Below are 22,367 nucleotides of genomic sequence, written 5' to 3' on the forward strand. Positions count from 1 at the left end.
CTCCCTCGCCGGGTGGGGGGCGGGGACGTTGTGGAGGGCGCGCGCTGCTGTCAAGGCGTCTGGGAAGTCCTGTTCTCACGTTCACTTGCCGGATCCACGCAGGTTTGGTTCATGCTTGCGGCATGTCCGCGACCAAACCCCGCGCCGCCTCGATGTACGTCGACCTCGACCGCGACGCGTGGCGCGAGTTGAGGGCCTCCACGCCCCTGACGCTGACGGCGGAGGAGGTGGAGAAGCTGCGGGGCCTGGGCGAGCGGCTGGACATCGACGAGGTGGTGGACGTCTACCTGCCGCTGTCGCGCCTCTTGCACCTGCAGGTGGCGTCGGCGCAGTCGCTGTGGGCGGCGCAGCAGGCGTTCCTGGGGTACTCGGTGCGCAAGGTGCCGTTCATCATCGCCATCGCGGGGAGCGTGGCGGTGGGCAAGAGCACCACGGCGCGCATCCTCCAGGCCCTGCTGGCGCGCTGGCCGGATCATCCGAGCGTGGAGCTGGTGACGACGGACGGGTTCCTGTTCCCCAACCGGGTGCTCGCCGAGCGCGGCATCATGAACCGCAAGGGCTTCCCGGAGAGCTACGACCGGCGCGGGCTGGTGCGCTTCCTCGCGGAGCTGAAGGCGGGTCGGGAGACGGTGTCGGCGCCCATGTACTCGCACCTCGTCTACGACATCGTCCCGGACGAGGTGCAGACCATCCGGCAGCCGGACATCCTCATCCTGGAGGGGCTCAACGTCCTGCAGACGGGGCCGGTGGAGGGGGGGCGGCTGCCGCAGACGTTCCTGTCGGACTTCTTCGACTTCTCCATCTACGTGGACGCGTCCGAGTCGGACATCCGGCACTGGTACGTGGAGCGTTTCCTCCACCTGTGGGAGACGGCGTTCCGCGACGAGCGTTCGTTCTTCCGGCGCTTCTCGGAGCTGACGCGTGACCAGGCGGTGGCGCGGGCCGCGTCGGTGTGGGCGGAGATCAACGGGCCCAACCTGGCGCAGAACATCGCGCCCACGCGTTCGCGTGCGAGGCTCATCCTGGTGAAGGGCAACGATCACAAGGTCCGCCGCGTGCGCATGCGCAAGCTGTAGGCGGCGAAGGGACACGACGACATGGCTCCACGACTGGGTTCGCTCTGGGATGCGGTGGGAAACACGCCGCTGTTGCGCATCGGTTCACTGAGCCGGGGGACGGGTTGCGACATCGTCGCGAAGGCGGAGTTCATGAACCCGGGCGGCAGCATCAAGGACCGCGCCGCGAAGGGGATGATCCAGCGCGCGGAGGCGTCCGGGCAGTTGAAGCCCGGGGGGACGATCGTCGAAGGCACGGCGGGCAACACGGGCATCGGCCTGGGGCTGCTGGGGCGCGAGCGTGGCTACCGGGTGGTGGTGACGATGCCGGACAACCAGGCGCGCGAGAAGTACGAGTACCTGGAGGCGATGGGCGTGGAGGTGCGGCGCGTGCCGGCGGTGCCCTTCGCGAACCCCGCGCACTTCTTCCATCAGGCGCGCGTGCTGGCGGAGGCCAACGGCTGGGCGTGGATGAACCAGTTCGAGAACACGGCCAACGGCGACTTCCACTACGAGACGACGGGGCCTGAAATCTGGGAGCAGGCGGAAGGCAAGGTGGACGTGCTGGTGACGTCGGTGGGCAGCGGCGGCACGGTGTCCGGGACGAGCCGCTACCTGAAGGAGAAGAACCCGGCCTTGCGCGTGGTGTTGGTGGATCCGCCGGGGTCGGGGCTCTACAGCCAGGTGCGCACGGGGAAGCTGGAGTCGGCGGGCAGCTCCATCACGGAGGGCATCGGCATCATGCGGTTGACGGAGAACTTCCGGCAGGCGCGCGTGGACGAGGCGATGCGCCTGGAGGATCAGGACATGCTGGAGATGCTGTACCACCTGGCGCGCGAGGACGCGCTGGTGGTGGGCACCTCCGCGGCGCTGAACGTGCGCGCCGCGTGGGAGGTGGCGCGCAAGCACCAGGGCGAGGGGCTGCGCATCGTCACCTTCCTGTGTGACCACGGCAGCCGCTACGCGTCGAAGGTGTTCAACCCGGAGTTCCTCGCGTCGAAGCAGCTCACGGTGAAGCCGCTGCCTGCGGCCTGACACTCCTGCGAGGGAAGGGGACACGCACCCGGAGCGTGTCTAGGATGCTCGCCTCCTCCTTCCTTCGTGGAGCTTCGATGGTGCGCACCCGGTTGGGCCTCTTGGCGTTGCTGTTCGTCGTGGTACCCGCGCTGGCGGGGGCCCAGGAGGCGGTGGCGCCCGCGGCGGTCGCCTCCGGAGACGAGGCGACGCACCAGGCGCTGCGCGCCATCAAGCAGGACATGGAGGACGCGCTCAACAAGCAGGACGTGGAGCGGCTGCTGTCGCACCTGCACCCGGACGTCGTCTTCTCCACCATGAACAACGACGTGCGCGTGGGCAAGGACGCCATCCGCGCCTACTACGCGGAGATGCTGGGCGGTCCGAACAGCGTGGTGAAGAAGGTGACGGCGAAGTTCGACGTGGACTCACTCACGCGGCTGTATGGCAATGCGGGCGTCGCGTATGGCTCGTCACAGGACCACTACTCGCTGAGCGATGGCAGCGACCTCGTCATCAACGGACGGTGGACCTGCACGCTGGTGAAGGAGGGTGACCGCTGGCTCATCGCCGCGTTCCACTACTCCACCAACGTGTTCGACAACCCCCTGCTCACCAAGGTGAAGAACGCCGCCATGGGCTTCGGGGCCCTGGCCGCCGTCGCCGCGCTCGCCGCGGGGTTCTTTTTCGGGCGCCGGGGCCGCCGCACGGCGACGGCCTGAGCCCCGCGCTCAACGTGTCGCTTCGACTCCGGCGGGAAGCTGCTTCACCAGCTCCCTCCAGAAGCAGCGCCGCACCTCGGAAGCACCGCGTTTCAGGAATCCGAAACACCCTCGGCGGGTGCTCCCCGGGTCGCGGCCCATCGGAGCAGCCCGTCGAGCGCCGGGCACAGGGACTGGCCCCACGCGGTGAGGCGATACTCGACGCGCGGCGGGACCTCCGCGTACACGACCCGGTGCACCAGCCCATCCCGCTCCAGTTGGCGCAGCTGCTGCGCCAGCATCTTCTGGGAGATGCCAGGAATGGCCCGTTCGAACTCCGAGAAGCGCACCACGCGACCTCCGAAGAGCTGAAAGAGAATCATCAGCTTCCAGCGACCTTCGAGCAGCTTCAGGACGTCCTCGACCCGATCCGCTGCCGCCTCGGGCGTAGCAGGCTCCTCATACTTACCCACGGGTGGGTCACCCACTTCTCCGTGCGCTCTTGTCATCGGGTGAGTCTAACTCCATTGATCACACCCTCTTTCCATTGGAGAACCCCGTGTCAGGAACAGGAATCTCTCGCTTGCTCGCCGAGTCCTACCGCCTCCGCCCCGTCCAGGACCGCATGGCGCATCTGGAGCTCGGGGGATGCCGGTGAACGCCCCATTCCACATCGATCCTCGTGAGTTCGCGGACCAGCGCGTGCTCGTGACGGGAGGGACCAAGGGAGCGGGCCAGGCCATTGTTCGTCGGCTCCGCGCTGCTGGCGCCGTGACCGTCGCGGTCGCTCGCACCGCGCCTCCGGGGGACGCGCTGCCCGGCCATTTCGTGCAGGCGGACCTCTGTACCCCCGAGGGTGTGGAGACGGTGGTGCGCACCGTCCTGGACACGGTGGGCGGCATCGACATCCTGATTCACAACCTGGGGGGCTCCTCCGCGCCTGGTGGCGGATTCGCTTCGCTCACGGATCAGCTCTGGCAGGACGAACTCTCGCTCAACCTCCTGGGCGCGGTCCGGCTGGATCGCGCGCTCATCCCCGCGATGATCGAGCGCGGAAGGGGCGTGGTGCTTCACATCTCGTCCATCCAGCGGCGGCTTCCGCTCCACGATTCAACCATCGCGTATGCCGCCGCCAAAGCCGCGCTGTCGACGTACAGCAAGGCCCTCTCCAAGGAGCTGGGACCCAAGGGGGTGCGGGTGAATTCGATTGCTCCCGGGTGGATCCGGACGACTGCCGCCGAAGCCCTGGTGAAGCGGATGGCGGAACACTCGGGCACCGACGAGGGCGCCGCACGCCAGGGCATCATGGATGCGCTCGGCGGCATTCCCATCGGGCGCCCGTCCTGGCCGGAGGAGGTCGCGGAGCTCGTCGCCTTCCTCGCGTCGGAGCGCGCCGCGTCCATTCATGGCAGCGAGTACACCATCGACGGTGGAACCGTTCCGACAGTCTGACGGCGCACGCCGCATGCGCCGGCTGTCGCTCGCCACACCGCGACCCGGGACCGCGTGAATCAGGGGTGCGGGGCCGCTGCCCGTCATGCCGTCACAGGCGTCTTCCGCACGGAAAGCAGAGTCGATATTGAAAATGATAATCGTTATCGATATGGATCGGCACCTTCGAAGACGGCGGTGTTCCGCCTCGAAAGGTGACGACGATGGGCTTGGCTGGAGGGGTGGTCCTGAGGCGCGGTGCAGGGCGGTACGGCAGGGGGGCCCTGGCGGTCCTCGCGCTGACGCTGGCGGTGGCGGGATGCAGCGGCGAGGAGTGCGTCGATGCGTTCGACTGCCGTGACAAGGGCTCGGCACCCGAGGGCCAGCGCTACGTCTGCAACGCCGACAACACGTGCGAGCTGCGCGACCTGCCCGCCGTGCCCGACGAGGACGCTGGCACGACGACGGATGCCGGCACGACGACGGACGCGGGCACGACGACGGACGCCGGCACGACGACGGATGCCGGCACGACGACGGACGCGGGTACGGAGCCCGACGCGGGCACGACCCCGGATGGGGGAACCGACCCGGACGCGGGCACTCCGGACGGCGGCTCGCAGGTGTGCGGTGGCCCGGTGGCGTGCAAGGAGCAGAGCATCGCGGAACTCACCCTGCGCACCAACATCGCGACGGGTCTGGTGCGGGAGGAGGGGACCACGCCGGGGCAGTACCTCACGTTCCTGGATGCCCGGGCGGGTGGGGCGTCCTCGTTGGAGTCGTACACCTACGCGCGCTTCACGCAGACGGGGCTGGTGAAGGTGGACCTCGATGATCAATCCGCGCTCGCGTCGACGGCGTGGGACATCGCGGTGCGCCGCTACAACATCCGCGTGAACAGCGGCGTGTCCGGCCCGTCCTGCGTGACGGTGGCCCAGACGCCCGCGGGCACCCTGTTCGACGCCGTCACGTCCGTGGACCCGGCTTCGGAGTTCCTCGCGGAGGCGTACTTCACCGCCAACACCTGCGAGTTCGTGCCGGACGAATCCGGCATCAACGCCCCCGGCACCGCGATGGCCACGTTCTGGAGCTACAACAGCTGCCTCGCGATGACGAACAAGGTCTTCCTGGTGCAGCTGGCCGACGGGCGTCACGTGAAGCTGCAGGTGGCGTCGTACTACGAGCCCGCCGCACAGGCGCAGTGCAACACCTCCGGCACGCTGCCGGCGGCGAGCGGCGCGGCGCAGTTCCGCTTCAAGTGGGCGTACCTGCCATGATGGCCTCCGGGGTCCCCGCGCTGCTCCTGCTCTTGACTGGCGCGGGGACTCCGCACCGCCTCCTCCACGAGGAGGCGGTGGCGCCCGTGCCGGGGGTGGTCGTCGAGTCCGGACGCCCGACCTCGGCCAGCGCGCCCGTGCCACGCTTCGACCCGACGGAGACGGTGGAGTCCGCCGTGTCCGAGGGCGACCGCTTCCGCGTCCACTTCACACGCCAGGGCCCGAACGCGGTGCCGCTGGCGGACGCGGATGGCAGCGGCGTGCCCGACTTCGTGGAGCTTGTCGGACGCACCTACGAACGCGTGGCGACGTTCTACGCGGGCCTGGGGTTCCGCCCACCGCCGGGCGACGCGACCACGCCGGGAGACAACGGCGGCGATGGCCGCTTCGACGTGTACCTGGTGGACTTCGCCCGGCGCGGCGATGGCACCTTCCGGATGGAGACGTGCCTGGAGGGCAACGGCACCACCCGCTGCACCGGCTACATGCTCCAGGAGAACGACTTCGCGGGCTACGGCTACCCGTCCGACGCGCACGCCGTGGAGACGCTGGCCAGCCACGAGTTCTTCCACGCGGTGCAGGCCGCCTACCGGCCGGACCTGGGCGGCATCGCCTCCGAGGGCACCGCGGTCTGGGCCACCGAACGCTTCGAGCCCGCGCTGGATGACCTGGAGGGCTTCACCCACTACTACCTGGAGAGCCCGGACCGCGGCCTGCTGACGGATCCGAGCGGCCCCGGCGTGGGCTTCAACTACGGCGCGGGCCTCTTCTTCCAGTTCGCGGGCGAGCACTTCGGTGACGCGCTCCTGGTCGCGCTGCTGGAGGAGTCCGTGCGGCAGCCGGAGGCGCGCTGGCCGCTGCTGCTGGACACCTGCCTGCGCCGCGACTTCGCGTCGTCCTTCGATGCCGCCTTCGCGCGCTTCTCCGCGTGGAACCTGGGGACGGGCGCCCGCGCGACGCCCGGTCATGGCTACGCGCGCGCCGAGGGCTATGCCCCATTGGCGACGACCGCCACGGCGCTGCCCGCTTCCATCGCCTCCCTGCGGGTCGCTGCGGCGTCGTCACGGAACTTCGAGGTCGCGGGGGGCGCGTCCTTCGTCTCGGCCACGTTTGAACCCGAACCCGGCACGGACCCCGCCGGGCTGTCCCTGCTCGTGGCGGCCGTCACCGACACCACGGTGCTGCGTGTCAGACAGTCGGACAGGTCCGAGGTCCTTTGGGCCCAGGTGCCCGCGCACGATGCGACGCACGTCGTGGTCTCCGTCGTGGACGGCAGGCCGCAGGGGCTGGGGCGCTATGGCCGGCTGTGCATCGCGGCCAGTGGCCAGGACGCTGCCTGTGCCCCCGTAGAGCCTCCTCCGGCCGATGCCGGCACGGATGCCGGGACGACCCCGGACGCCGGCCCCTCCGACGCGGGGACCGGTGACATGGACGCAGGCCTCCCCGACGAGGAGCCCCAGCCGCCGGGCCCGCCCGTCGAGGACGGTGGTTGTCAGGCGGCGGGGGGCACCCTGTCCGGCGCGCTCATCGCGCTGCTGCTCGGTCAGGGGCTCCGGACCCGAAGGCTTCCCTCCGCTCTCCGTCGCAACTGAAGGGCGCATGAGAGGCGGCGGCGCACCCCCTCGCAGGTGAAGGGGGCACGAAGGGTGGCAGCGCTTCCCTCGCAGTTGGAGGGTGCACGAGAGGCCGTGACGCGCCCCCTCGCAGGTGAAGGGGGCACGAAGAGCCGGGACGCTCCGCCGTCAGTGCGCGCCCTGCGGTGTCACGGGCGCCGGTGCTCCCGCGGGCCGCTCGCTTGGAGCAGTGGACGCATCACCGGGGCGCAGCGCGTTCTGGCCCAGGCGCGAGAAGTTGATGGAGTTGCTCAGGATGCGCACCGCCTCCTGGTCCGCGTGGAAGCCCATGGAGTTCTCCGCCTCCACGAAGTCCAGGTAGAACTGGGCGCGCCGTTGCAGGCCTCGCGCCTTGGCGAGCGTGTCCTCGGGCAGCCCGGCCTTCTGGCCCGCTTCAATGTCGTGGATGAGGTCCACCAGCGCATCCATGGCGATGTTGCGCGTCTGGAAGGTGCGCGTCTGGATGGTCTGCGCGCGGTCGAGCAGCTCCGCCTCGCTCCACTTGTGGCACGTCTGGCACGCCCGGTTGATGTTGAGCAGCGGGCTGCGCACGTGGTGGTCGCTCACCTTCATGGCCCCCTCGCGCTTGTAGGGCATGTGGCAGTCCGCGCACGCCACGCCGCTGCGCGCGTGGATGCCCTGGTTGTACATCTCGAACTCGGGGTGCTGGGCCTTGAGGACCTTGGCGCCGGAGAGCTTGTGCGTCCAGTCGGTGTGCCCGTCCTCGTCGTAGTAGGCCATGATCTGCTCGATGGTGATGCCCTTGGCCCAGGGGTACGTGAGGCGCTTCTCCTTGCCCTTGAAGTAGTACTCGACGTGGCACTGCCCGCACACGTACGTGCGCATCTCCTGGCGCGTGGCGTCCTGGTTCACGCGGAAGTTCTGCACCCCCTGGCTCGCCTTGAGCGCCGCGATGCCCTCGATGAAGCCGGGCCGCGTCACGCGCAGCTGCATGTTGGTGGGGTCGTGGCAGTCGATGCAGGAGACGGGGTGCTCCACCAGCTTGCGCGCCTCGGCGAAGGGCATCACGTTCATCTTCTCGAAGCCCTTGATGAGGTCTCCGTCGCCCAGCTTCTTGTAGGGCACGTACACGCTGCCGTGGCAGTGGATGCAGGTGCCCGGCTGCGCGGTGACGTGCTGGCGCTCGGTGAAGGTCTGGTCCTCCAGCATGTGCGCGTGGCCGCGCTCCTCGCGGAAGTCGGTGGCGAAGGCGTAGCCGGCCCACATCGTCTTGAGGCGCGGATCCTCCTCCAGCCGCGACTGCGCCACCACCGAGCGCGGATCCGCCTGGGTGGGCGTGCGCGCCAGCGCCTCGCTGCCGCCGTAGCGCGTGCGCTGCTGATCCACCGTGCGCTTGTAGTCGTCGTATTGCAGCGGGAAGTTCTTCCCCCACACGGCGGGGTCCGTGATGGTGTCGTTCAGCTCCACCACCCGGTAGAAGGGGTTTAGCGCCTCCTGCTTGCGCTCCATGATGTTGACCAGGAGCGCGGTGATGCTGGCGGTCGCCACCGCGGAGAGCACGGCGATGAGGACGACGGCCTTCGTACCCACGAGGCGCCGCGGCTTGCCGGGCTCGGTCATGGTGATGGCTCCTTCTGCGTGAAGTGGGGCGGAACGAGCGTGGGGTTGCCGGAACCTTCCGGGTGCCCCACGGAGTTGTGACAGGTGAGGCACTGCGTCTGCTGCTCGTGCGCGGGCGGCGTGCCGTCCACCCCCGCGGGCGCCTCAATGGCCTCGACGATGGTGCTGTGGCACTTGCGGCACGCGCTCTCGGTCACCTCCCGGTTGCCCGGGCGGATCCGGATGGGGTCCGGGAAGGTCCCCAGCGTGAAGTAGAACGAGTGCCAGAAGCCATTGCTCGCCTTGGTGGCGTACTTCGCAATCGTGCCGGGCGGCGTGTGGCAGTCGTTGCAGGTGGCCACGGCGTGGTGGCTCGACTTGCGCCAGCCGTCGTACTGCTCCGTCATGATGTGGCAGTTGGCGCAGGCGGCCGGGTCGTCCTGCAGGTAGCTGGACCCCTTCGCGTAGACGAAGGTGTAGCCGCCCAGGCCCACGGCCACCCCCAGCGAGGTGCCGAACACGATGGCCAGCGCGGTACCTCGGAGGGAGAGCACCGACCCACGTTAGTCAGCCCGTCCACGAAGGGAAGCCATTCGAAGGAAGCGTTCACCGGAAGTCTTTTGACTTTGATATTCAATCTCAATATCTTCCGGCCCCATCGAACGCAGGGAGCCGCGATGCACGAGGGATGCGGGCCACAGGGAAGTGCCGGGGAGCTGCGCTGCATGTGCGGCAGCCTGCTGGCGCGGCTGGTGCCGGGCGGCGTGGAGCTGAAGTGCCGCCGGTGTCACCGGACGCAGGTGGTTCCGCTGGAGGGTGCCCCTGCCTCCCGGGACTCCCGCAGGCGCACGGCGGCGCCCCGGAGTGGGGGCGGCTGAAGGCGGCGGGCGGTGCCCGGCTCCGAGGAAGGGGGCTGGGAGCGGTGGCGGTGCATTTCCTGAGGCCCGAGGCCCTTGAGCCCAGCGCCCGACAGGCTTCCCGTTCGCGGGAGGCCCCCGGCAGTCGTGCCGGGAGGACGCTGGATGTCCGGGCGTGGTTGGCTTTACGCACTGCTGTGCATGGTCCTGTCCGGCGTGGCCCGGGCCGAGGACGTGTCGTCCGTGGATGGCGGCGTGGCGGAGGAAGCGCCCGCGCTCCAGACGGTGGTGACGGGCTCGCGCAGCCAGGAGCGGCTCCGGGAGACGCCGGTGGCCACGGAGGTCATCACCCGCGCGGAGATCGTCGCGAGCGGAGCCCGGGACGCCTCGGAGCTGCTCGCCACGCGCCCGGGGCTGGTGGTGCAGCAGGGCTTCTCCGGCGCCACGCTGTCGGTGCAGGGCCTGGCGCCGGAGTACGTGCTGGTGCTGGTGGACGGCGAGCGCGTCACCGGCAAGGTGGACGGCGACGTGGACTTGTCGCGCCTGTCGCTGGAGGACATCGAGCAGGTGGAGATCGTGAAGGGCGCGTCGTCGGTGATGTACGGCAGCGACGCGGTGGCGGGCGTGGTGAACTTCATCACGCGCAGGGCGCAGCGGAGGCTGGGCGCGGACCTGAAGGCCGCCTACGGCACGCTCGGGCGCCTGGACCTGGATGCGACGGGGGAGACGCGCGGCGATGCGTGGGGCCTGCGGCTGAGCGGTGGGCTCCAGCGGCGCTCCGCGTATGACCTGAGCCCGTCGGACCTCGGCACCACGGGCAGCAGCCTGGAGGGCTACGACTTCTCCGCGCGCGGCGACTGGCGCGGTTCGGAGACGCTGACGCTGGAGGGCACGGCGTCCTTCTCCCACCGTCTCCAGCGCGGCGTGGACCTGGGCGCGGGCAGCGCCGTGTTCGACCGGGCGACGCGCGACCGCACCTTCGCCTCGCGCCTGTCGCCGTCCTGGCAGCTGGGGGAGAAGGTGACGTTGCGCACGGACGTGTCCTACGGGCACTACGAGCGCCGCTACCTGCGCGACCAGCGCAACGCCTCCGCGCTGGACTCGGTGGAGGACACGCGCGACCAGCAGGCCCGCGTGGGCGCGCAGCTGGACGCGCGGCCCGGCGGTGGACACGCGCTGGTGGTGGGCACGGAGTACCTGGGGGAGTGGCTGCGCTCGGACCGGCTGGACGGCGGGCGGGGACGGCGCGGGCGCGGGTCGCTCTACGCGCAGGACAGCTGGACGCTGGTGGAGTCGCTGGGGCTGGTGGCGATGCGGGGCGGACGGGTGGACCTGGATTCGCAGTTCGGGTTCGCGGTGACGCCCCGCGCGGCCCTGAAGGTGGACCCGCTGTCGTGGCTCACGCTGCGCGGCGGCTACGGGTGGGGCTACCGCGCGCCGTCCTTCCAGGACCTGCTCATCGACTTCGAGAACCCCTCGGTGGGCTACACCGTGCGCGGCAACCCGGACCTGAAGCCGGAGCGCTCGCGCAGCTACAGCTTCAACCTGGAGGTGCGGCCCCTGCGCGACTCCATGGTGTGGGCGGGCGTGTTCCAGCACTCGCTGCGCGACATGATCGCCGCGTCGCTCCAGTCCGAAGGCGAAGCGCTGCGCTACTCGTACGTCAACATCGCCCGGGCGCGCGTGCGCGGCGGCGAGCTGGGCGTGCGTCAGGCGCTGCCCGGCCGCATCCAGGTGGAGCTGGGCTACACGCTCACCGACGGCACGGACCAGGACCTGGAGCGCGCGCTGGAAGGCCAGGCGCGTCACCGGTTCACCGCGCAGGCCACGTGGCGTCACCGCGCGTGGGGCCTGGAGGCCCTGGTGCGCGGCGTGCTCACGGGCGAGCGACCCTTCTATCCAGATACCAACGGAGACGGTGAGGCGGATCCCTACCGTGCCAGCCGCACCGTCTCCCTGGATGCCCGCGTCGCCTGGCTCATGCCAGCGGGCGGGCTCCAGCTTTTCGTCGTGGGCAGCAACCTCACCGACACGGGCAATCCGACCGACTTGCCCATTCCACCCCGCACGCTCCAGGCCGGTGTCTCCACCCGGTTCTGAGCTTCCCTTCCACCGCCTGTCTCTTCCGAAGGAGTCCGCATGTTCCCCTCTCCGTTGCGCCCCGGTTTCTCCCGCCGCGCCTGCGCTGCGCTGCTCGTCGCGGGCCTGGTCTCCGCCTGCGGTGACGACCTCCAGCCCCAGCCGGGGCCCGACGAGGTGGAGGACCCCGTCGTCCATCCGGAGGACAGCGCCAACCTGAAGCATCAGGACCACGGGGATGGGTCCTTCACGTCGGTCGTCAACGCGACCGAGCCGACGGCGTGGGTGGGCCTGGATCTGGACGCGGGCAAGGAGGTGAGCGCGGCGGCGGACGCGGCCTGGGACCTGGCCTTCCAACGCTTCGTGGTGATGTCTCGCGGAGGCGTCAGCGGGACGGGCGGCGTGCAGGTGGCCCTCGTCGCGGACACGTCCTTCGGACAGCTCACCCAGGCGCCTTCGACGGGCTGGGCCACGGACGCCGCCGACGGTGATGACGTGGACACCACGCCGGACACGGTCTTCAACGCGGCCGGCGGCTGGTACGTCTACGACCTGAAGTTCCACACGCTCACGCCGCGCACGCAGCTCTACGTCGTCCGCTCCGACCAGGGGACGTACTTCAAGGTGGAGATGCTGTCGTACTACGACGATGCCGGCTCGCCCGCGAACGTGAAGCTGCGGTGGGCGAAGGTCGCCGCGCCGGCCGGGGGGCAGCCGTGATGACGACCCCGGTGGAGACGTCTGGAAGCACGGCCGCCGCGCTGCGAGAGCGCTGGCTGGCCCTGAAGGAGTCCCAGCCGCGCCTGCGCATCCGCGACGCGGCGGAGGCGCTGGGGGTGAGCGAGGCGCAGCTGCTCTTCACCGGGCTGGGCGGTGAGGTGGTGCGGCTGGAGCCGCGCTTCGACGTGCTCCTGCCCCGGCTGGAGTCGCTGGGCCGGGTGATGGCCCTGACGCGCAACGCGTCCGCGGTGCACGAGAAGAAGGGCGTCTACCGCAAGGTGGAGCTGCACGGCGCGATGGCGCTGGTGCTGGACGAGGACATCGACCTGCGGCTGTTCCTGTCGCGCTGGTGCTTCGTGTTCGCGCTGCGCGAGGACGTCTCCGGCGAGGTGCGCCGCAGCCTCCAGGTGTTCGACGCGACGGGCACCGCGGTGCACAAAATCTACCTCCAGCCCGACGCCGACGTCGCCGCCTACGAGGCGCTGGTGAAGGAGCTGACGAACCCGGAGCAGTCCCCCGAGTTGAACGTGGTGCCGGCGGCCCCGGCCTCCGTGCCGCTGCCGGATTCCGACATCGACGCGGCGGGGCTGGTGGCGGGCTGGCGCGCGCTCCAGGACACGCACGAGTTCTTCGCGCTGCTCAAGCGCTTCAAGGTGGCGCGCACGCAGGCGCTGCGGCTCGCGGGCCCCGACTTCGCGCTGCCGGTGGCGCCGGACGCGCTGGGCTGGACGCTGGAGCGGGCCGCGGCGTCCGCGATGCCCATCATGATCTTCGTGGGCAACCCCGGGGCGATTCAGATCCACACCGGCCCGGTGCGCACGGTGCGGCCCATGGGGCCGTGGATGAACGTGTTGGATCCCGGCTTCAACCTCCACGTGCGCGCGGATCACGTCCACTCCGCCTGGGTGGTGCGCAAGCCCACGCGCGACGGCACCGTCACGTCGCTGGAGCTGTTCGACCGGGCGGGGGAGAACATCGGGCTGCTGTTCGGCAAGCGGAAGCCGGGGGAGCTGGAGGCGCCGGCGTGGCGGGCGTTGATGGAAGAGCTGGGCCGGGCGCTGCCCGCGGTGGAGGTGGCGTCATGAAGCTCCCGGCTTCGAAGTGGGGGCTGTTCGCGGCCCTGCTCGCATTGACGGCGCACGCGGCGTCGCCCGACCCGAAGAAGGCGGAACCGAAGGCCGCGCCGAAGCTCATCACGGTGGGACCGGCCGTCACGCAGACGGTGTTCGCGCTGGGCGCGGGAGACCGGGTGGTGGGCGTGGACGACTCCAGCGGGGCGCTGCCGGAGGTCTCGAAGGTGCGCACCGTGGGCTACCAGCGCGCGCTGTCGGCGGAAGGGGTGCTGTCGCTGGGGGCGGGCCTGCTGCTGGGGTCGGCGGAGGCCGGGCCTCCGGCGGTGCTGGAGCAGTTGAAGCAGGCGGGGATGCAGGTGGAGACGTTCAGCAACGAGCCCACGGTGGAGGCGGCGCGCTCGCGCATCCAGGTCATCGCGGAGCGGCTGGGCACGCCCGACAAGGGCCGGGCGCTGGTGGCGAAGCTGGATGAAGACCTCGCGCGCGCGGCTGGACGCGTGGCTTCGGTGAAGGGCACGAAGCCGCCGCGCGTCCTCGCGGTGTACGCGCGGGGCGCGGGCGCGATGATGGTGGCGGGCTCCGGCACGGTGGCGGACACGCTGATCCGCCTGTCGGGCGCGGTGAACGCGGCGGAGGGGATGCAGGGCTACAAGCCGCTCAGCGCGGAGGCCGTCGTGGCGGCGGCGCCGGACTTCGTGCTGTTGCCCGCGGGCTCGGTGACGACCGTGGGCGGCGCGGAGGGGCTGGCGAAGCAGCCGGGCCTGTCGCAGGTGAAGGGCTGGCGCCTCGTCACCGTGGAGGACGTGGACTTCATGGGCCTGGGGCCAGGGCTGGGCCGGGCCGTGGGGCGCCTCCAGGACGGCGTGAGCGGGAAGGGCGGCGGGAAATGAGCGCATCGGAGGCCATGCCCGTGCCCGCCGCGCGGCCGGTGCCCTCCTCCCGGCTTCCGGGCACCCGTCCCTGGGCGACGCTGGGAGGGGTGCTGGTGCTGGTGGTGATGGCCTCGCTGGCGATCGGCACGGTGTCGGTGCCTCCGCTCGCCATCCTCGGCAGCCTCTGGGAGGCACTGGGCCTGGGCGAGGCCTCTCAACGGTTGGAGCCGATGCAGCGCGCGGTGCTGCTCTCCGTGCGCCTGCCGCGCGTGGTGCTGGGCGTGATGGTGGGCGCGGTGCTGGCGACGACGGGCGCCGCGCTTCAAGCCCTCTTCCGCAATCCGCTGGTGGAGCCGGGCCTGCTGGGCACCTCCAGCGGCGCGGCGCTGGGCGCGGTGCTGGCCATCGTGCTGGACGTGACGCTGGGCGCGCACCTGGGAGGGTTGCGCATGCTGATGGTGCCGGGCACAGCCTTCTGCGGCGCGTTGGGCGCGACGCTGCTGGCCCAGCGGTTGGGCATGGGCGGAGGCCGCACGGACACGCCGCGCATGCTGCTGGCGGGCGTGGCGGTGAGCTCGGGGGCCTTCGCGGGCATGGGGTTGCTGACGTACGCGGCGACGGACGCGCAGCTGCGCTCCATCACCTTCTGGAGCCTGGGCAGCCTGGGAGGCGCGTCCTGGGAGACGGTGGGGGCCGCGACGGTGCCGCTGCTGCTCACCCTGGGGCTGCTGCTGCGCGAGGCGCGAGCGCTCAACCTGATGCTCCTGGGCGAGCGCGAGGCGTGGCACCTGGGCGTGGACGTGGAACGGCTCAAGCGCCGGCTCATCCTCTCCGCCGCGCTGGGCGTGGGGGCGGCGGTGGCCTTCACGGGCATGATTGGCTTCGTGGGCCTGCTGGTGCCCGCGTTGCTGCGCATGGCGCTGGGGCCGGATCACCGGCGACTGCTGGCGGCGTCCGCGCTGTGCGGCGCGTCGCTGCTGCTGGCGGCGGACCTGCTCTCGCGCACGCTGGCGGCCCCGTCGGAGCTGCCGGTGGGCGCGCTCACCTCCGTGCTGGGCGTGCCGGCCTTCATCGCGCTCCTGGCGCGCAAGGGGGCGGCATGAGTCTGGAGGCTCGCGAGGTGGAGGTGTGGCGAGGCCGTGGGCGCGTGGCGGGGCCGCTGTCGCTGGAGCTGCGGCCCGGCGAGGTGCTGGCCGTGGTGGGGCCCAACGGCGCGGGCAAGTCGTCGCTCGTGGCCGCGCTGTCGGGGGAGCTGCGCTGCAGGACAGGCGACGTGTTCCTGGAAGGACGCGCCCTGCACGCGTGGCCCTCGGTGGAACGCGCGCAGCGGCTGGGCGTGCTGCTCCAGGAGTCCTCGCTGGGCTTCGGCTTCACCGCGCTGGAAGTGGCGCTGCTGGGGCGCAGTCCGCACGCGCGTCGCGGCGGCGCGGAGTCCGACCTGGAGGTGGCCCGCGCGGCGCTGGATGCCACCGACACGCAGCACCTGGCCTCCCGCGCGTACCCCACGCTGTCGGGAGGCGAGCGGCAGCGCGTGCAACTGGCGCGCGTGCTGGCCCAGCTGTGGACGCCCCCCGCGAGCGGCCACCGCTACCTGCTGCTGGACGAGCCGACGGCGAGCCTGGACCTCTCCCACCAGCACCTGGTGCTGGAGCGGGCCAGGGCCTTCGCACGCGAGGGCGGCGCGGTGCTCACGGTGCTGCATGACCTGAACCTGGCCGCGCGCTACGCGGACCGCATCGCGGTGCTCGACCGGGGCCGGTGCGTGGAGACAGGCACCCCGGTGGACGTCCTCACCCCGGACCTCATCGCGAACACCTTCGGGTTGCGCGTGGAGGTGCTGTCGCGGCCGGATCAGCCCGGACCGCTGGTGATTCCCATGGGCCGCGCAGCGTCGCCCCCGTAGCTCAGCCCGTCATGGACGCCGGGGCGTCCCCGGGCGCCAGTCGCATGGGCTGCCTCCGGCCGTAGGTGAGCGAGCGCCACAGCCACTCGGCCGGGCCGAAGCGGAAGCGCGACAGCCACGCATGGCTGAAGGGGACCTGGAGCGCGAAGATGATCAGCGTGAGCGCCACGCACCGCGAGGGCGGCAGCTTGCCGATGAGGCCCAGTCCCCAGCCGTCATAGAGGCAGAGGCTCACCACGGACTGGAGCAGGTAGTTCGTGAGCGCCATCCGGCCCACCGGCGCCAGCACCTGCATCACCCGGCGCCACCGCTCGCGCTGGAAGAGCAGCGCGAAGGCGGCCACGTACGCCGCGGCCAGCCCCAGGAAGCCCACCTCCATCACGGCGGACATCGCGAGCATCCAGGGGTCCCTCGCCGGATCCACCAGCCCCGCGAGGCGCAGTCGTTGCATCACCACGCCCGCGCCGTTGCCCAGCACGCCCAGCACGAGTCCCCAGAAGAGCAGCCGGTGGTGCCAGGAGCGGCGGCGCTCCACCTCCTGCAACAACAGGTACCGCCCGGCGAGCAGGCCCAGCAGGAAGCGGCCCAGGATGCTCGCCATCCAGAGCAGCCGTTTGGACTGCGGCACCATGTGCGTGAGGAAGCGCGCGTTCGCCGCCTGCGCCGTCCAGAACGAGTCGCTGGAGAGCCCCGCCAGGAGCTGCTCCTTCGCCCGCAGATCGATCTCGTTGCTGGCCTTCGCGGCCTGGGCCGCCGCCTGCGCGCCGTGCAGCAGGATGGGGCCGTAATGCTGGACGAAGGGCGCCAGCAGCGGAACCGCCACCAGCAGCCCCCCGGCCCAGGTCAGCACCGTCCGGTCCGAGCGCTGGCGGAAGAGCAGCAACATGAAGCCCAGCACTGCGTAGGTGGAGAGGATGTCGCCCGCCCACACCGCGACCAGGTGCACCAGCCCGATGGCCAGCAGCACGCCCAACCGTCGCGAGTACAGCGGGACGATGGAGGACTTCCGGGCCTCGGCGCGCGCGAGCTGGATGGAGAAGCCCAGCCCGAAGAGGAAGGAGAAGAGGGTGATGAACTTCTGGTTCACGAAGAAGTGGTAGAGCCCGCTGACGACGGCTTCGAGCCCAGGCGCGGACAGCGCCTGGGCCTGGGCACGCGGCAGGAGGACGTAGCCGCTGAACCAGGCGAAGCTGTTGGAGACGAAGACGCCCCACAGCGCGAAGCCGCGCAGCACGTCCAGCAGGGCGACCCGTTCGGAGACGTCCACCGGGCGGGCGCGGGTGCCTGGGTCGGAGGTCGTGGCGTCGGACATGCCTCCAGCAGATGCCCGTGTCCTGCGCGCGTCAATGCGCACACCGCCTCGCCGCGTCCCGTCACGCGCCAGGTGGGACTCGCTGCGTCCCGCCACGAAGGCGCGTGAACCTGCTTCAGGAGGTCCTGAGCGCGGAGGCCGGACGCAGGAAGGGCAGCCGCCGGGGCAGCTTCCGCGCCCAGAAGGACTCCACCGACCGGTGGAAGAGGCGCAGCAGGGGCGCCCCGGGTCGTCCTTCCAACGAGGCCAGCTCCGACGCGGAGCGGTCCAGCAATGCCCGGGCCCGTTGGTATTCGGAGACGGCCCAGGCGCGGCCTGCGTCGGAGGCGAGCAGGGCGTCGAAGTCCGCCGGGTCGTGACCGCTGGCGCGGGCATCGGCGGCGACGTCGGCCGGCACGTTGAAGAGGCCCTGCGCCAGGTCCTCGCGCAGGTCGCGCATCACCGAGCACCACCCCAGCGCCGCGAGGAGGGAGGGCGCATCCTCCGCGCGCACCTGGGCATCCGCGACATGCAGCATCAGGCCCACCGACAAGCGGAAGGTGGCTGCGTGGTGCGCTTGGAGCGTGCTCGCGTCCCACCAGCGTCCGTCGCGCACGCGCTCGCGGTCCTTGCGCATCGTGCGCACCAGCTCGAACACCTGCGCGCGGGTCCGGGCCTCGGTCAGCTCCGCGAGCAGCACCCGTCCCAGCGTGGTCGCGGTGTCGTGGAACTCCACCGAGGTGCGCGGTGCGTCCGTCGCGCCGGTCTCCAGCCGGACGAGGAGCGCGTCGATGTGACCCAACGGCTCGCCTTCGACAGGGCGGTCTCCGTCCAGCACGTCGTCCACGAGCTGGAGGAAGCAGAACCCCACCCGGGCCCGGCGTGCCTTGCGCCAGCGGCCCACGGACTGCTGATACAGCGCGAGCGCGATGAGGCCGTACCGGGGATGCCGGCGTGCGAAGCGATACAGCTCCCGCGCGCAGAGGGCCTCCACGCGCACGGCTTCGAGGAACGCCGCGTCCCGGACCCGGGGCGCCACGACGCGCCACGTGCCCCACGCCAGCAGGGCGCCCGCGAGCACGTCCACCAGGTGGTGCTCGTGGATGAGCAGCGTGGACGCCGCGATGGCCAGTGCCCACAGCGCGAACAGTGCGCGAGCCACCGGGCCCGAGCGCTCGGAGTAGGCCAGGGCCGCGGTGCAGGCGAAGGCGACGTGGAGCGACGGCAGGTAGTTGCGCTCCAGGTTCATCGTGTCCGCGAGCTGGAACACCTGCATCCAGCCGCCCGTGACGGCGCGCGGCGCCCACGCGACCTCGACCGGGAACACGAGGAAGCAGAGGGCGCCAATGACAGTCTCCGCGCACAGCGCCAGCGCGAAGGGCAGCATCTGCCGCCACGTCCGGAAGATGAACAGGGACAAGAAGAGCAGCGCGTCCATGCTGACGTAGACGGCGGCCCAGCCGGGGATGAACGGGATGTGCTGCTCGAAGGGCAGGTCGATGCGCAGGCCGCCGGGATAGAAGCCCGTCACCCAGCTGGCGCCGCCGTAGACCGCGAGGAAGAACAGCGCGAAGCCGACCGCGAGCGCCGCCGTGCGCTTCAGCTCACCGCGCGTCGGCCATCCGAAGAGGGCGGCCGTCATGGGGCCTTCTCCGGAAGCGGACGCGGCCCCCGCCACATCGCGCACCAGATGCGCAGGAAGGATGGGCGCGGGGCGCTCGCATCCACGTAGCGGCCCAGGTAGAGCCAGGGCACGTGCGGGTGACGGTGGTGGGCCCGGTGGTAGTGGTAGTTGAGGAACACCCAGCGCACCGGCGCCGCGACCCTCAGGTCCCACGCGCCCTCGCGCACGTCCAGGGGCGACCACGCGTGGTCCGCGTACTGGAGCGAGCTCCAGTTCACCGCGAACGCCGCGTAGCACAGCGCCCACCCCGTGGGCGTCAGCTCCAACGCGTACGCGAGCCCCGCCTGCACGGCCACCATCAGCAGGACCTCCGCGCGGATGGTGCCGCCCGGTGCATCCTCCAGCCGCCCCAGGTACGCATCCGCGCCGGTCTGCTCTCCATAGCGCGTGCCCGGCCCGCGCAGCTTGCGCAGCAGGCCCGGCGCGAGCGCGAACACGAACGCCCCCACCGGCACGAAGGCCCAGTATGCCCCCGTGAGGATGGCGTACCACTGCGCCCGCTTGAGGAAGCGGTGGTCGCCCGGGCGGAAGTAGTCGAACTGCTCGCGCTCCGTGCGGTTGTTCCGGTGGTGCGTGAGGTGGAAGGCGCGCTGCAACGTGAACGACGTCGGGAAGAACGTCGCCGCCAGCCTCCCGAGCCCGTCGTTGAGGCGCTTCGTGGGGTGCAGCACGCCGTGCGTCGCTTCGTGCAACAGCGAGAACACCGTGTTGTTCACGTACGAGAACACCCCGGCCGCCACCAGTCGCACCACCAGTCCTTCCGCGTGCGAAGCGGTCCACAGGCACAGCGCTCCCGCGCCCATCGCCGCGACGAGCAGGAAGGCATTGAGCGCCGCCGGGATGGGCGGGGTGTCCTCAGCGCGCATCGTCCGCGTCCTCGGGCAGTCCGACGGCGAAGTCGAGCAGCTGGCGCATCACCGGGTCCGCGGTCGCGGTGCCGACGTTGAAGCGCATGCCGTCCAGCACGGACAGGTCGCGGCGCAGGAAGGACGTGTACAGCCACCGCGACACCCCGAGCGCCACGGCCGTCGTGCCCGGAATCCGACCCCGCCGCGCGGCCACGGCGAGCCGCACGGACACGCCCTCCGGCACCGGCGACAGGGCCGCGAGCAGCAGCCCCTGGGCCCGGCCCAGGTCGCTCTGCACCGACATCAGCGTGCCGCCGTGCATCGTGAGCGTGACGCGGATGCGGTTGCCGGACAGGGCCTTCATCCACCGGTCGCTGGCCCCCGTGCCGATGACGCGCGACGTGTAGCGAAGGCGCAGGGTGAAGGGATCCGGCTGCTCCACCGTGGGCGTGTCCCACAGCTCGCGGTGGTGCACGGTGCGCAGGTGCTCCAGGTCGAACGAGTTCGCCGCGAGCGGCAGCCACGGACAGCGCACCGTCACCGGCGGCCCCACGTCCCACACGTGCTCCGGGCCGCCCAGGTCGGGGGGCGCGAAGAGGGGCGTGGGGCCGTTGAAGACCAGCACCCCCCCGAAGCGCTCCTCCACCGGGAAGGCGCGCGGGCCCGGCAGTTCGGACACGTCGCTCCGCCCTGGCGCGGCGCGGCACCGGCCCCCGCCATCGAAGCTCCAGTGGTGGAGGGGACAGCGCAGCAGCTCGCCCTGGACGGTGCCGTGCTTCAGGTGGGCGCCCAGGTGGGGGCAGTGGGCCCCGAGCGCGTGGACCTGGCCCGTCTCGCTCCGGAACACCACCACCTCGCGCCCACCCAGCTTGACGCCCCGTGCCTGCCCCCGCCGCAGCGACGCGGAAGGACCCACGAGGTACCAGGAGCGGGGCCGCACGGGCCCGGGGAGACGGTCCGGAACCACCCCGGCCGGCACAGGAACAGCCATGGCCGGGACCCTACTGGACCCGATGTCCCCAGGGCCACGGGCGGATGGTACCGGGGTAGCTTTACGCCCGGGTTCCTGGTTAGTCAGGCGGTGGCGGCACCGGGCGCGTCGCCCCAGAGGAGCGGGACCGGGAAGGGTAAGTGACATGGCAGGCGACACGGAGAGCAGCGGACGGGGCGGCGCGACGCGAGGCGGCACGCTCCAGGTGGTGCAGACCCTGGCGGCCCAGGGAGAGCCGGAGCGCGCCGCGCAGCTCTACGAGGAGCTGGGCGCCGCGCAGCGGGAGCGGCTGCGCAAGGAGGCCTCCCAGGGCACCGTGAAGGAGCGCCACTGGCTGGTGGACGTGCTGCGCCGGGCGCGCGACTTCACGGGCGCGGCGCGGCTGCTCGACGGCAGCGGCGACGACGTGTCGGTGGCGGACCTGTACGCGCAAGGGGGCCAGTACGTGGCGGCGGCGGAGGCGTACCTGCGCGCGGGCGAGGTGGAGCGCGCCGCGGCGGCCTTCGAGCGCGGCGGGGCCCTGGAGCGGGCGCTGGAGGTGTACCGGGGCCTGGGCGCGCGCGAGTCGATGGCGAACTGCCTCGTCCGGCTGGGGCGCCCCTTCGAGGCCGCGGACCTGTACCGCGAGCTGGGCCAGACGCACGCGGAGGCCGAGGCCCTGGGCGGCGTGCGCGCCGAGGACCCCCGGTATGTCGAAGCGGTGCTGCGCACCTGCAAGGCGCTGGACTCGGAGGGCTTCACGCACCGGGCGCTCGCGGTGCTGGCGGACGCGCTGAGCAGCTCTGAATTGCTGCGCGTGGATCCGGTGCTGGTGACGGAGAAGGCGCGGCTGTTGCGGCGCATGGGGCTGGACGTGGAGGCGGAGGCGCTCCTCGCGCGGCTGGCGGCCGGTGCGTCCGTGCCGGAGGCCAGCGGTTACCGCTTCCTCAAGGCCATCCCCATCTTCGGTGAGATGCCGCTGGAGGACATGAAGGACCTCTACCGGGTGGCCCGCCCCGTGGCGGTGCCCGCGGGCGCGGTGCTGCTGGAGAAGGGCGCGCCCGGCACCGGGCTGCTGGTGCTCTTGGAGGGCACGGTGGAGGTCTTCAGCGGCAACGAGCCGAACGCGCGGCTGCTCAACACGCTGGGGCCGGGCTCGCACCTGGGGGAGATCTCCCTCGTGCAGGACGGCCCGGTGTCCGCGAACGTGCGGGCGAAGACGGCGGTGCGTGCGCTGCGCATCACCCGCGAGAGCTTCCAGCACTTCCTCGCCACGCACGACACGGCGTCGCTGCACATCTACCGGCTCTTCACGCAGAGCCTCGCGGCCCGCGTGCGCGCGCTCAGCGGCTGAAGCTCGCCGGGGCGGGGCAGGCGGGCACCCGGGCGCTGGATGTGAGGGGGCAGGCGAGCAGGGGG

21 protein-coding genes are annotated in these 22,367 nt (G+C 71.4%); 14 read left to right on the plus strand and 7 right to left on the minus strand.

Features of this window, described 5'->3' with window-relative positions:
* Positions 1-122: 122 nt before the first annotated feature.
* The 3 genes from coaA to D7X12_RS22015 are packed head-to-tail and all read left to right on the plus strand — an operon-like array spanning position 123 to position 2,791.
* Positions 123-1,076, plus strand: a complete 954-nt coding sequence (gene coaA, locus D7X12_RS22005; RefSeq protein ID WP_120627245.1) for a type I pantothenate kinase — start codon at positions 123-125, stop codon at positions 1,074-1,076.
* A 21-nt stretch (positions 1,077-1,097) separates the two neighbouring features.
* The gene (locus tag D7X12_RS22010; protein ID WP_120627246.1) at positions 1,098-2,090 is read left to right on the plus strand and encodes a cysteine synthase A; all 993 of its coding nucleotides are present in this window, start codon (positions 1,098-1,100) and stop codon (positions 2,088-2,090) included.
* Positions 2,091-2,134: 44 nt separating this feature from the next.
* Complete coding sequence (locus D7X12_RS22015; protein ID WP_244224712.1) at positions 2,135-2,791, plus strand: SgcJ/EcaC family oxidoreductase; 657 nt, start codon at positions 2,135-2,137, stop codon at positions 2,789-2,791.
* A gap of 92 nt (positions 2,792-2,883) precedes the next feature.
* Here the strand turns inward: D7X12_RS22015 and D7X12_RS22020 are convergent, their stop codons facing one another.
* A complete protein-coding gene (locus tag D7X12_RS22020; RefSeq protein WP_279637236.1) occupies positions 2,884-3,243 on the minus strand; it encodes a winged helix-turn-helix transcriptional regulator in 360 nt (119 codons plus the stop codon).
* Between the two features lie 175 nt (positions 3,244-3,418).
* On the opposite strand from D7X12_RS22020, the gene D7X12_RS22025 reads away from it, so the two are divergent.
* The 3 genes from D7X12_RS22025 (at position 3,419) to D7X12_RS22035 (ending at position 7,070) form a co-directional block, all read left to right on the plus strand.
* Positions 3,419-4,222 carry an SDR family oxidoreductase gene (locus D7X12_RS22025; protein WP_120627249.1) on the plus strand — a complete coding sequence of 268 codons (804 nt, stop codon included), beginning with the start codon at positions 3,419-3,421 and terminating at the stop codon, positions 4,220-4,222.
* 221 nt (positions 4,223-4,443) lie between these two features.
* Entirely contained in the window at positions 4,444-5,478 is a 1,035-nt protein-coding gene (locus D7X12_RS22030; RefSeq protein ID WP_120627250.1) for an HmuY family protein, read from the plus strand.
* Entirely contained in the window at positions 5,475-7,070 is a 1,596-nt protein-coding gene (locus D7X12_RS22035) for an MXAN_6640 family putative metalloprotease (RefSeq protein WP_279637237.1), read from the plus strand. The genes D7X12_RS22030 and D7X12_RS22035 overlap by 4 nt, the downstream gene beginning before the upstream one ends.
* 150 nt (positions 7,071-7,220) lie before the next feature.
* Here the strand turns inward: D7X12_RS22035 and D7X12_RS22040 are convergent, their stop codons facing one another.
* Both D7X12_RS22040 and nrfH read right to left on the minus strand, forming a co-directional pair.
* Positions 7,221-8,672 carry an ammonia-forming cytochrome c nitrite reductase subunit c552 gene (locus D7X12_RS22040; RefSeq protein ID WP_120627252.1) on the minus strand — a complete coding sequence of 484 codons (1,452 nt, stop codon included), beginning with the start codon at positions 8,670-8,672 and terminating at the stop codon, positions 7,221-7,223.
* Positions 8,669-9,205, minus strand: coding sequence for a cytochrome c nitrite reductase small subunit (nrfH, locus tag D7X12_RS22045; protein WP_120627253.1), 537 nt, complete (start codon positions 9,203-9,205; stop codon positions 8,669-8,671). Before nrfH ends, D7X12_RS22040 begins: the two co-directional genes overlap by 4 nt.
* A 171-nt stretch (positions 9,206-9,376) precedes the next feature.
* Here nrfH and D7X12_RS22050 point away from each other — a divergent pair, with 171 nt between their 5' ends.
* From D7X12_RS22050 to D7X12_RS22080, 7 genes are all read left to right on the plus strand, one after another.
* Complete coding sequence (locus D7X12_RS22050) at positions 9,377-9,529, plus strand: hypothetical protein (RefSeq protein ID WP_244224713.1); 153 nt, start codon at positions 9,377-9,379, stop codon at positions 9,527-9,529.
* Between the two features lie 144 nt (positions 9,530-9,673).
* Entirely contained in the window at positions 9,674-11,608 is a 1,935-nt protein-coding gene (locus tag D7X12_RS22055; protein ID WP_120627255.1) for a TonB-dependent receptor plug domain-containing protein, read from the plus strand.
* Between the two features lie 39 nt (positions 11,609-11,647).
* A complete protein-coding gene (locus tag D7X12_RS22060) occupies positions 11,648-12,307 on the plus strand; it encodes an HmuY family protein (RefSeq protein WP_120627256.1) in 660 nt (219 codons plus the stop codon).
* Positions 12,307-13,392: a hemin-degrading factor gene (locus tag D7X12_RS22065; protein WP_120627265.1), complete on the plus strand. Its 1,086-nt coding sequence runs from the start codon at positions 12,307-12,309 to the stop codon at positions 13,390-13,392. Before D7X12_RS22060 ends, D7X12_RS22065 begins: the two co-directional genes overlap by 1 nt.
* The gene (locus tag D7X12_RS22070) at positions 13,389-14,270 is read left to right on the plus strand and encodes a heme/hemin ABC transporter substrate-binding protein (RefSeq protein ID WP_120627257.1); all 882 of its coding nucleotides are present in this window, start codon (positions 13,389-13,391) and stop codon (positions 14,268-14,270) included. Before D7X12_RS22065 ends, D7X12_RS22070 begins: the two co-directional genes overlap by 4 nt.
* Positions 14,267-15,355 carry a FecCD family ABC transporter permease gene (locus tag D7X12_RS22075; protein WP_120627258.1) on the plus strand — a complete coding sequence of 363 codons (1,089 nt, stop codon included), beginning with the start codon at positions 14,267-14,269 and terminating at the stop codon, positions 15,353-15,355. The genes D7X12_RS22070 and D7X12_RS22075 overlap by 4 nt, the downstream gene beginning before the upstream one ends.
* Positions 15,352-16,155 carry a heme ABC transporter ATP-binding protein gene (locus tag D7X12_RS22080; protein ID WP_120627259.1) on the plus strand — a complete coding sequence of 268 codons (804 nt, stop codon included), beginning with the start codon at positions 15,352-15,354 and terminating at the stop codon, positions 16,153-16,155. Before D7X12_RS22075 ends, D7X12_RS22080 begins: the two co-directional genes overlap by 4 nt.
* Position 16,156: 1 nt before the next feature.
* On the opposite strand, the gene D7X12_RS22085 is transcribed toward D7X12_RS22080, so the two are convergent.
* From D7X12_RS22085 to D7X12_RS22100, 4 genes are all read right to left on the minus strand, one after another.
* Positions 16,157-17,467, minus strand: a complete 1,311-nt coding sequence (locus tag D7X12_RS22085) for a DUF418 domain-containing protein (RefSeq protein ID WP_120627260.1) — start codon at positions 17,465-17,467, stop codon at positions 16,157-16,159.
* A gap of 115 nt (positions 17,468-17,582) precedes the next feature.
* The gene (locus D7X12_RS22090; RefSeq protein WP_120627261.1) at positions 17,583-19,088 is read right to left on the minus strand and encodes a phosphatase PAP2 family protein; all 1,506 of its coding nucleotides are present in this window, start codon (positions 19,086-19,088) and stop codon (positions 17,583-17,585) included.
* A complete protein-coding gene (locus tag D7X12_RS22095) occupies positions 19,085-19,996 on the minus strand; it encodes a fatty acid desaturase (RefSeq protein ID WP_120627262.1) in 912 nt (303 codons plus the stop codon). The genes D7X12_RS22090 and D7X12_RS22095 overlap by 4 nt, the downstream gene beginning before the upstream one ends.
* Positions 19,986-20,969 carry a Rieske 2Fe-2S domain-containing protein gene (locus tag D7X12_RS22100; protein WP_120627263.1) on the minus strand — a complete coding sequence of 328 codons (984 nt, stop codon included), beginning with the start codon at positions 20,967-20,969 and terminating at the stop codon, positions 19,986-19,988. The genes D7X12_RS22095 and D7X12_RS22100 overlap by 11 nt, the downstream gene beginning before the upstream one ends.
* 145 nt (positions 20,970-21,114) lie before the next feature.
* Here D7X12_RS22100 and D7X12_RS22105 point away from each other — a divergent pair, with 145 nt between their 5' ends.
* Positions 21,115-22,302: a cyclic nucleotide-binding domain-containing protein gene (locus D7X12_RS22105; RefSeq protein WP_120627264.1), complete on the plus strand. Its 1,188-nt coding sequence runs from the start codon at positions 21,115-21,117 to the stop codon at positions 22,300-22,302.
* Positions 22,303-22,367: the final 65 nt, after the last annotated feature.

This window comes from Corallococcus sicarius (assembly GCF_003611735.1).
Classification (GTDB): Bacteria; Myxococcota; Myxococcia; order Myxococcales; family Myxococcaceae; genus Corallococcus; species Corallococcus sicarius.

What these genes read in the sequence shown, in the direction of transcription:
- coaA (WP_120627245.1), top strand. Translation starts at nt 123, where the DNA reads ATGTCCGCGACCAAACCCCGCGCCGCCTCGATGTACGTCGACCTCGAC.
- D7X12_RS22010 (WP_120627246.1), top strand. Translation starts at nt 1,098, where the DNA reads ATGGCTCCACGACTGGGTTCGCTCTGGGATGCGGTGGGAAACACGCCG.
- D7X12_RS22015 (WP_244224712.1), top strand. Translation starts at nt 2,135, where the DNA reads ATGCTCGCCTCCTCCTTCCTTCGTGGAGCTTCGATGGTGCGCACCCGG.
- D7X12_RS22025 (WP_120627249.1), top strand. Translation starts at nt 3,419, where the DNA reads ATGCCGGTGAACGCCCCATTCCACATCGATCCTCGTGAGTTCGCGGAC.
- D7X12_RS22035 (WP_279637237.1), top strand. Translation starts at nt 5,475, where the DNA reads ATGATGGCCTCCGGGGTCCCCGCGCTGCTCCTGCTCTTGACTGGCGCG.
- D7X12_RS22040 (WP_120627252.1), bottom strand. Translation starts at nt 8,672, where the DNA reads ATGACCGAGCCCGGCAAGCCGCGGCGCCTCGTGGGTACGAAGGCCGTC.
- D7X12_RS22050 (WP_244224713.1), top strand. Translation starts at nt 9,377, where the DNA reads ATGTGCGGCAGCCTGCTGGCGCGGCTGGTGCCGGGCGGCGTGGAGCTG.
- D7X12_RS22055 (WP_120627255.1), top strand. Translation starts at nt 9,674, where the DNA reads ATGTCCGGGCGTGGTTGGCTTTACGCACTGCTGTGCATGGTCCTGTCC.
- D7X12_RS22060 (WP_120627256.1), top strand. Translation starts at nt 11,648, where the DNA reads ATGTTCCCCTCTCCGTTGCGCCCCGGTTTCTCCCGCCGCGCCTGCGCT.
- D7X12_RS22065 (WP_120627265.1), top strand. Translation starts at nt 12,307, where the DNA reads ATGACGACCCCGGTGGAGACGTCTGGAAGCACGGCCGCCGCGCTGCGA.
- D7X12_RS22070 (WP_120627257.1), top strand. Translation starts at nt 13,389, where the DNA reads ATGAAGCTCCCGGCTTCGAAGTGGGGGCTGTTCGCGGCCCTGCTCGCA.
- D7X12_RS22075 (WP_120627258.1), top strand. Translation starts at nt 14,267, where the DNA reads ATGAGCGCATCGGAGGCCATGCCCGTGCCCGCCGCGCGGCCGGTGCCC.
- D7X12_RS22080 (WP_120627259.1), top strand. Translation starts at nt 15,352, where the DNA reads ATGAGTCTGGAGGCTCGCGAGGTGGAGGTGTGGCGAGGCCGTGGGCGC.
- D7X12_RS22085 (WP_120627260.1), bottom strand. Translation starts at nt 17,467, where the DNA reads ATGTCCGACGCCACGACCTCCGACCCAGGCACCCGCGCCCGCCCGGTG.
- D7X12_RS22090 (WP_120627261.1), bottom strand. Translation starts at nt 19,088, where the DNA reads ATGACGGCCGCCCTCTTCGGATGGCCGACGCGCGGTGAGCTGAAGCGC.
- D7X12_RS22095 (WP_120627262.1), bottom strand. Translation starts at nt 19,996, where the DNA reads ATGCGCGCTGAGGACACCCCGCCCATCCCGGCGGCGCTCAATGCCTTC.
- D7X12_RS22100 (WP_120627263.1), bottom strand. Translation starts at nt 20,969, where the DNA reads ATGGCTGTTCCTGTGCCGGCCGGGGTGGTTCCGGACCGTCTCCCCGGG.
- D7X12_RS22105 (WP_120627264.1), top strand. Translation starts at nt 21,115, where the DNA reads ATGGCAGGCGACACGGAGAGCAGCGGACGGGGCGGCGCGACGCGAGGC.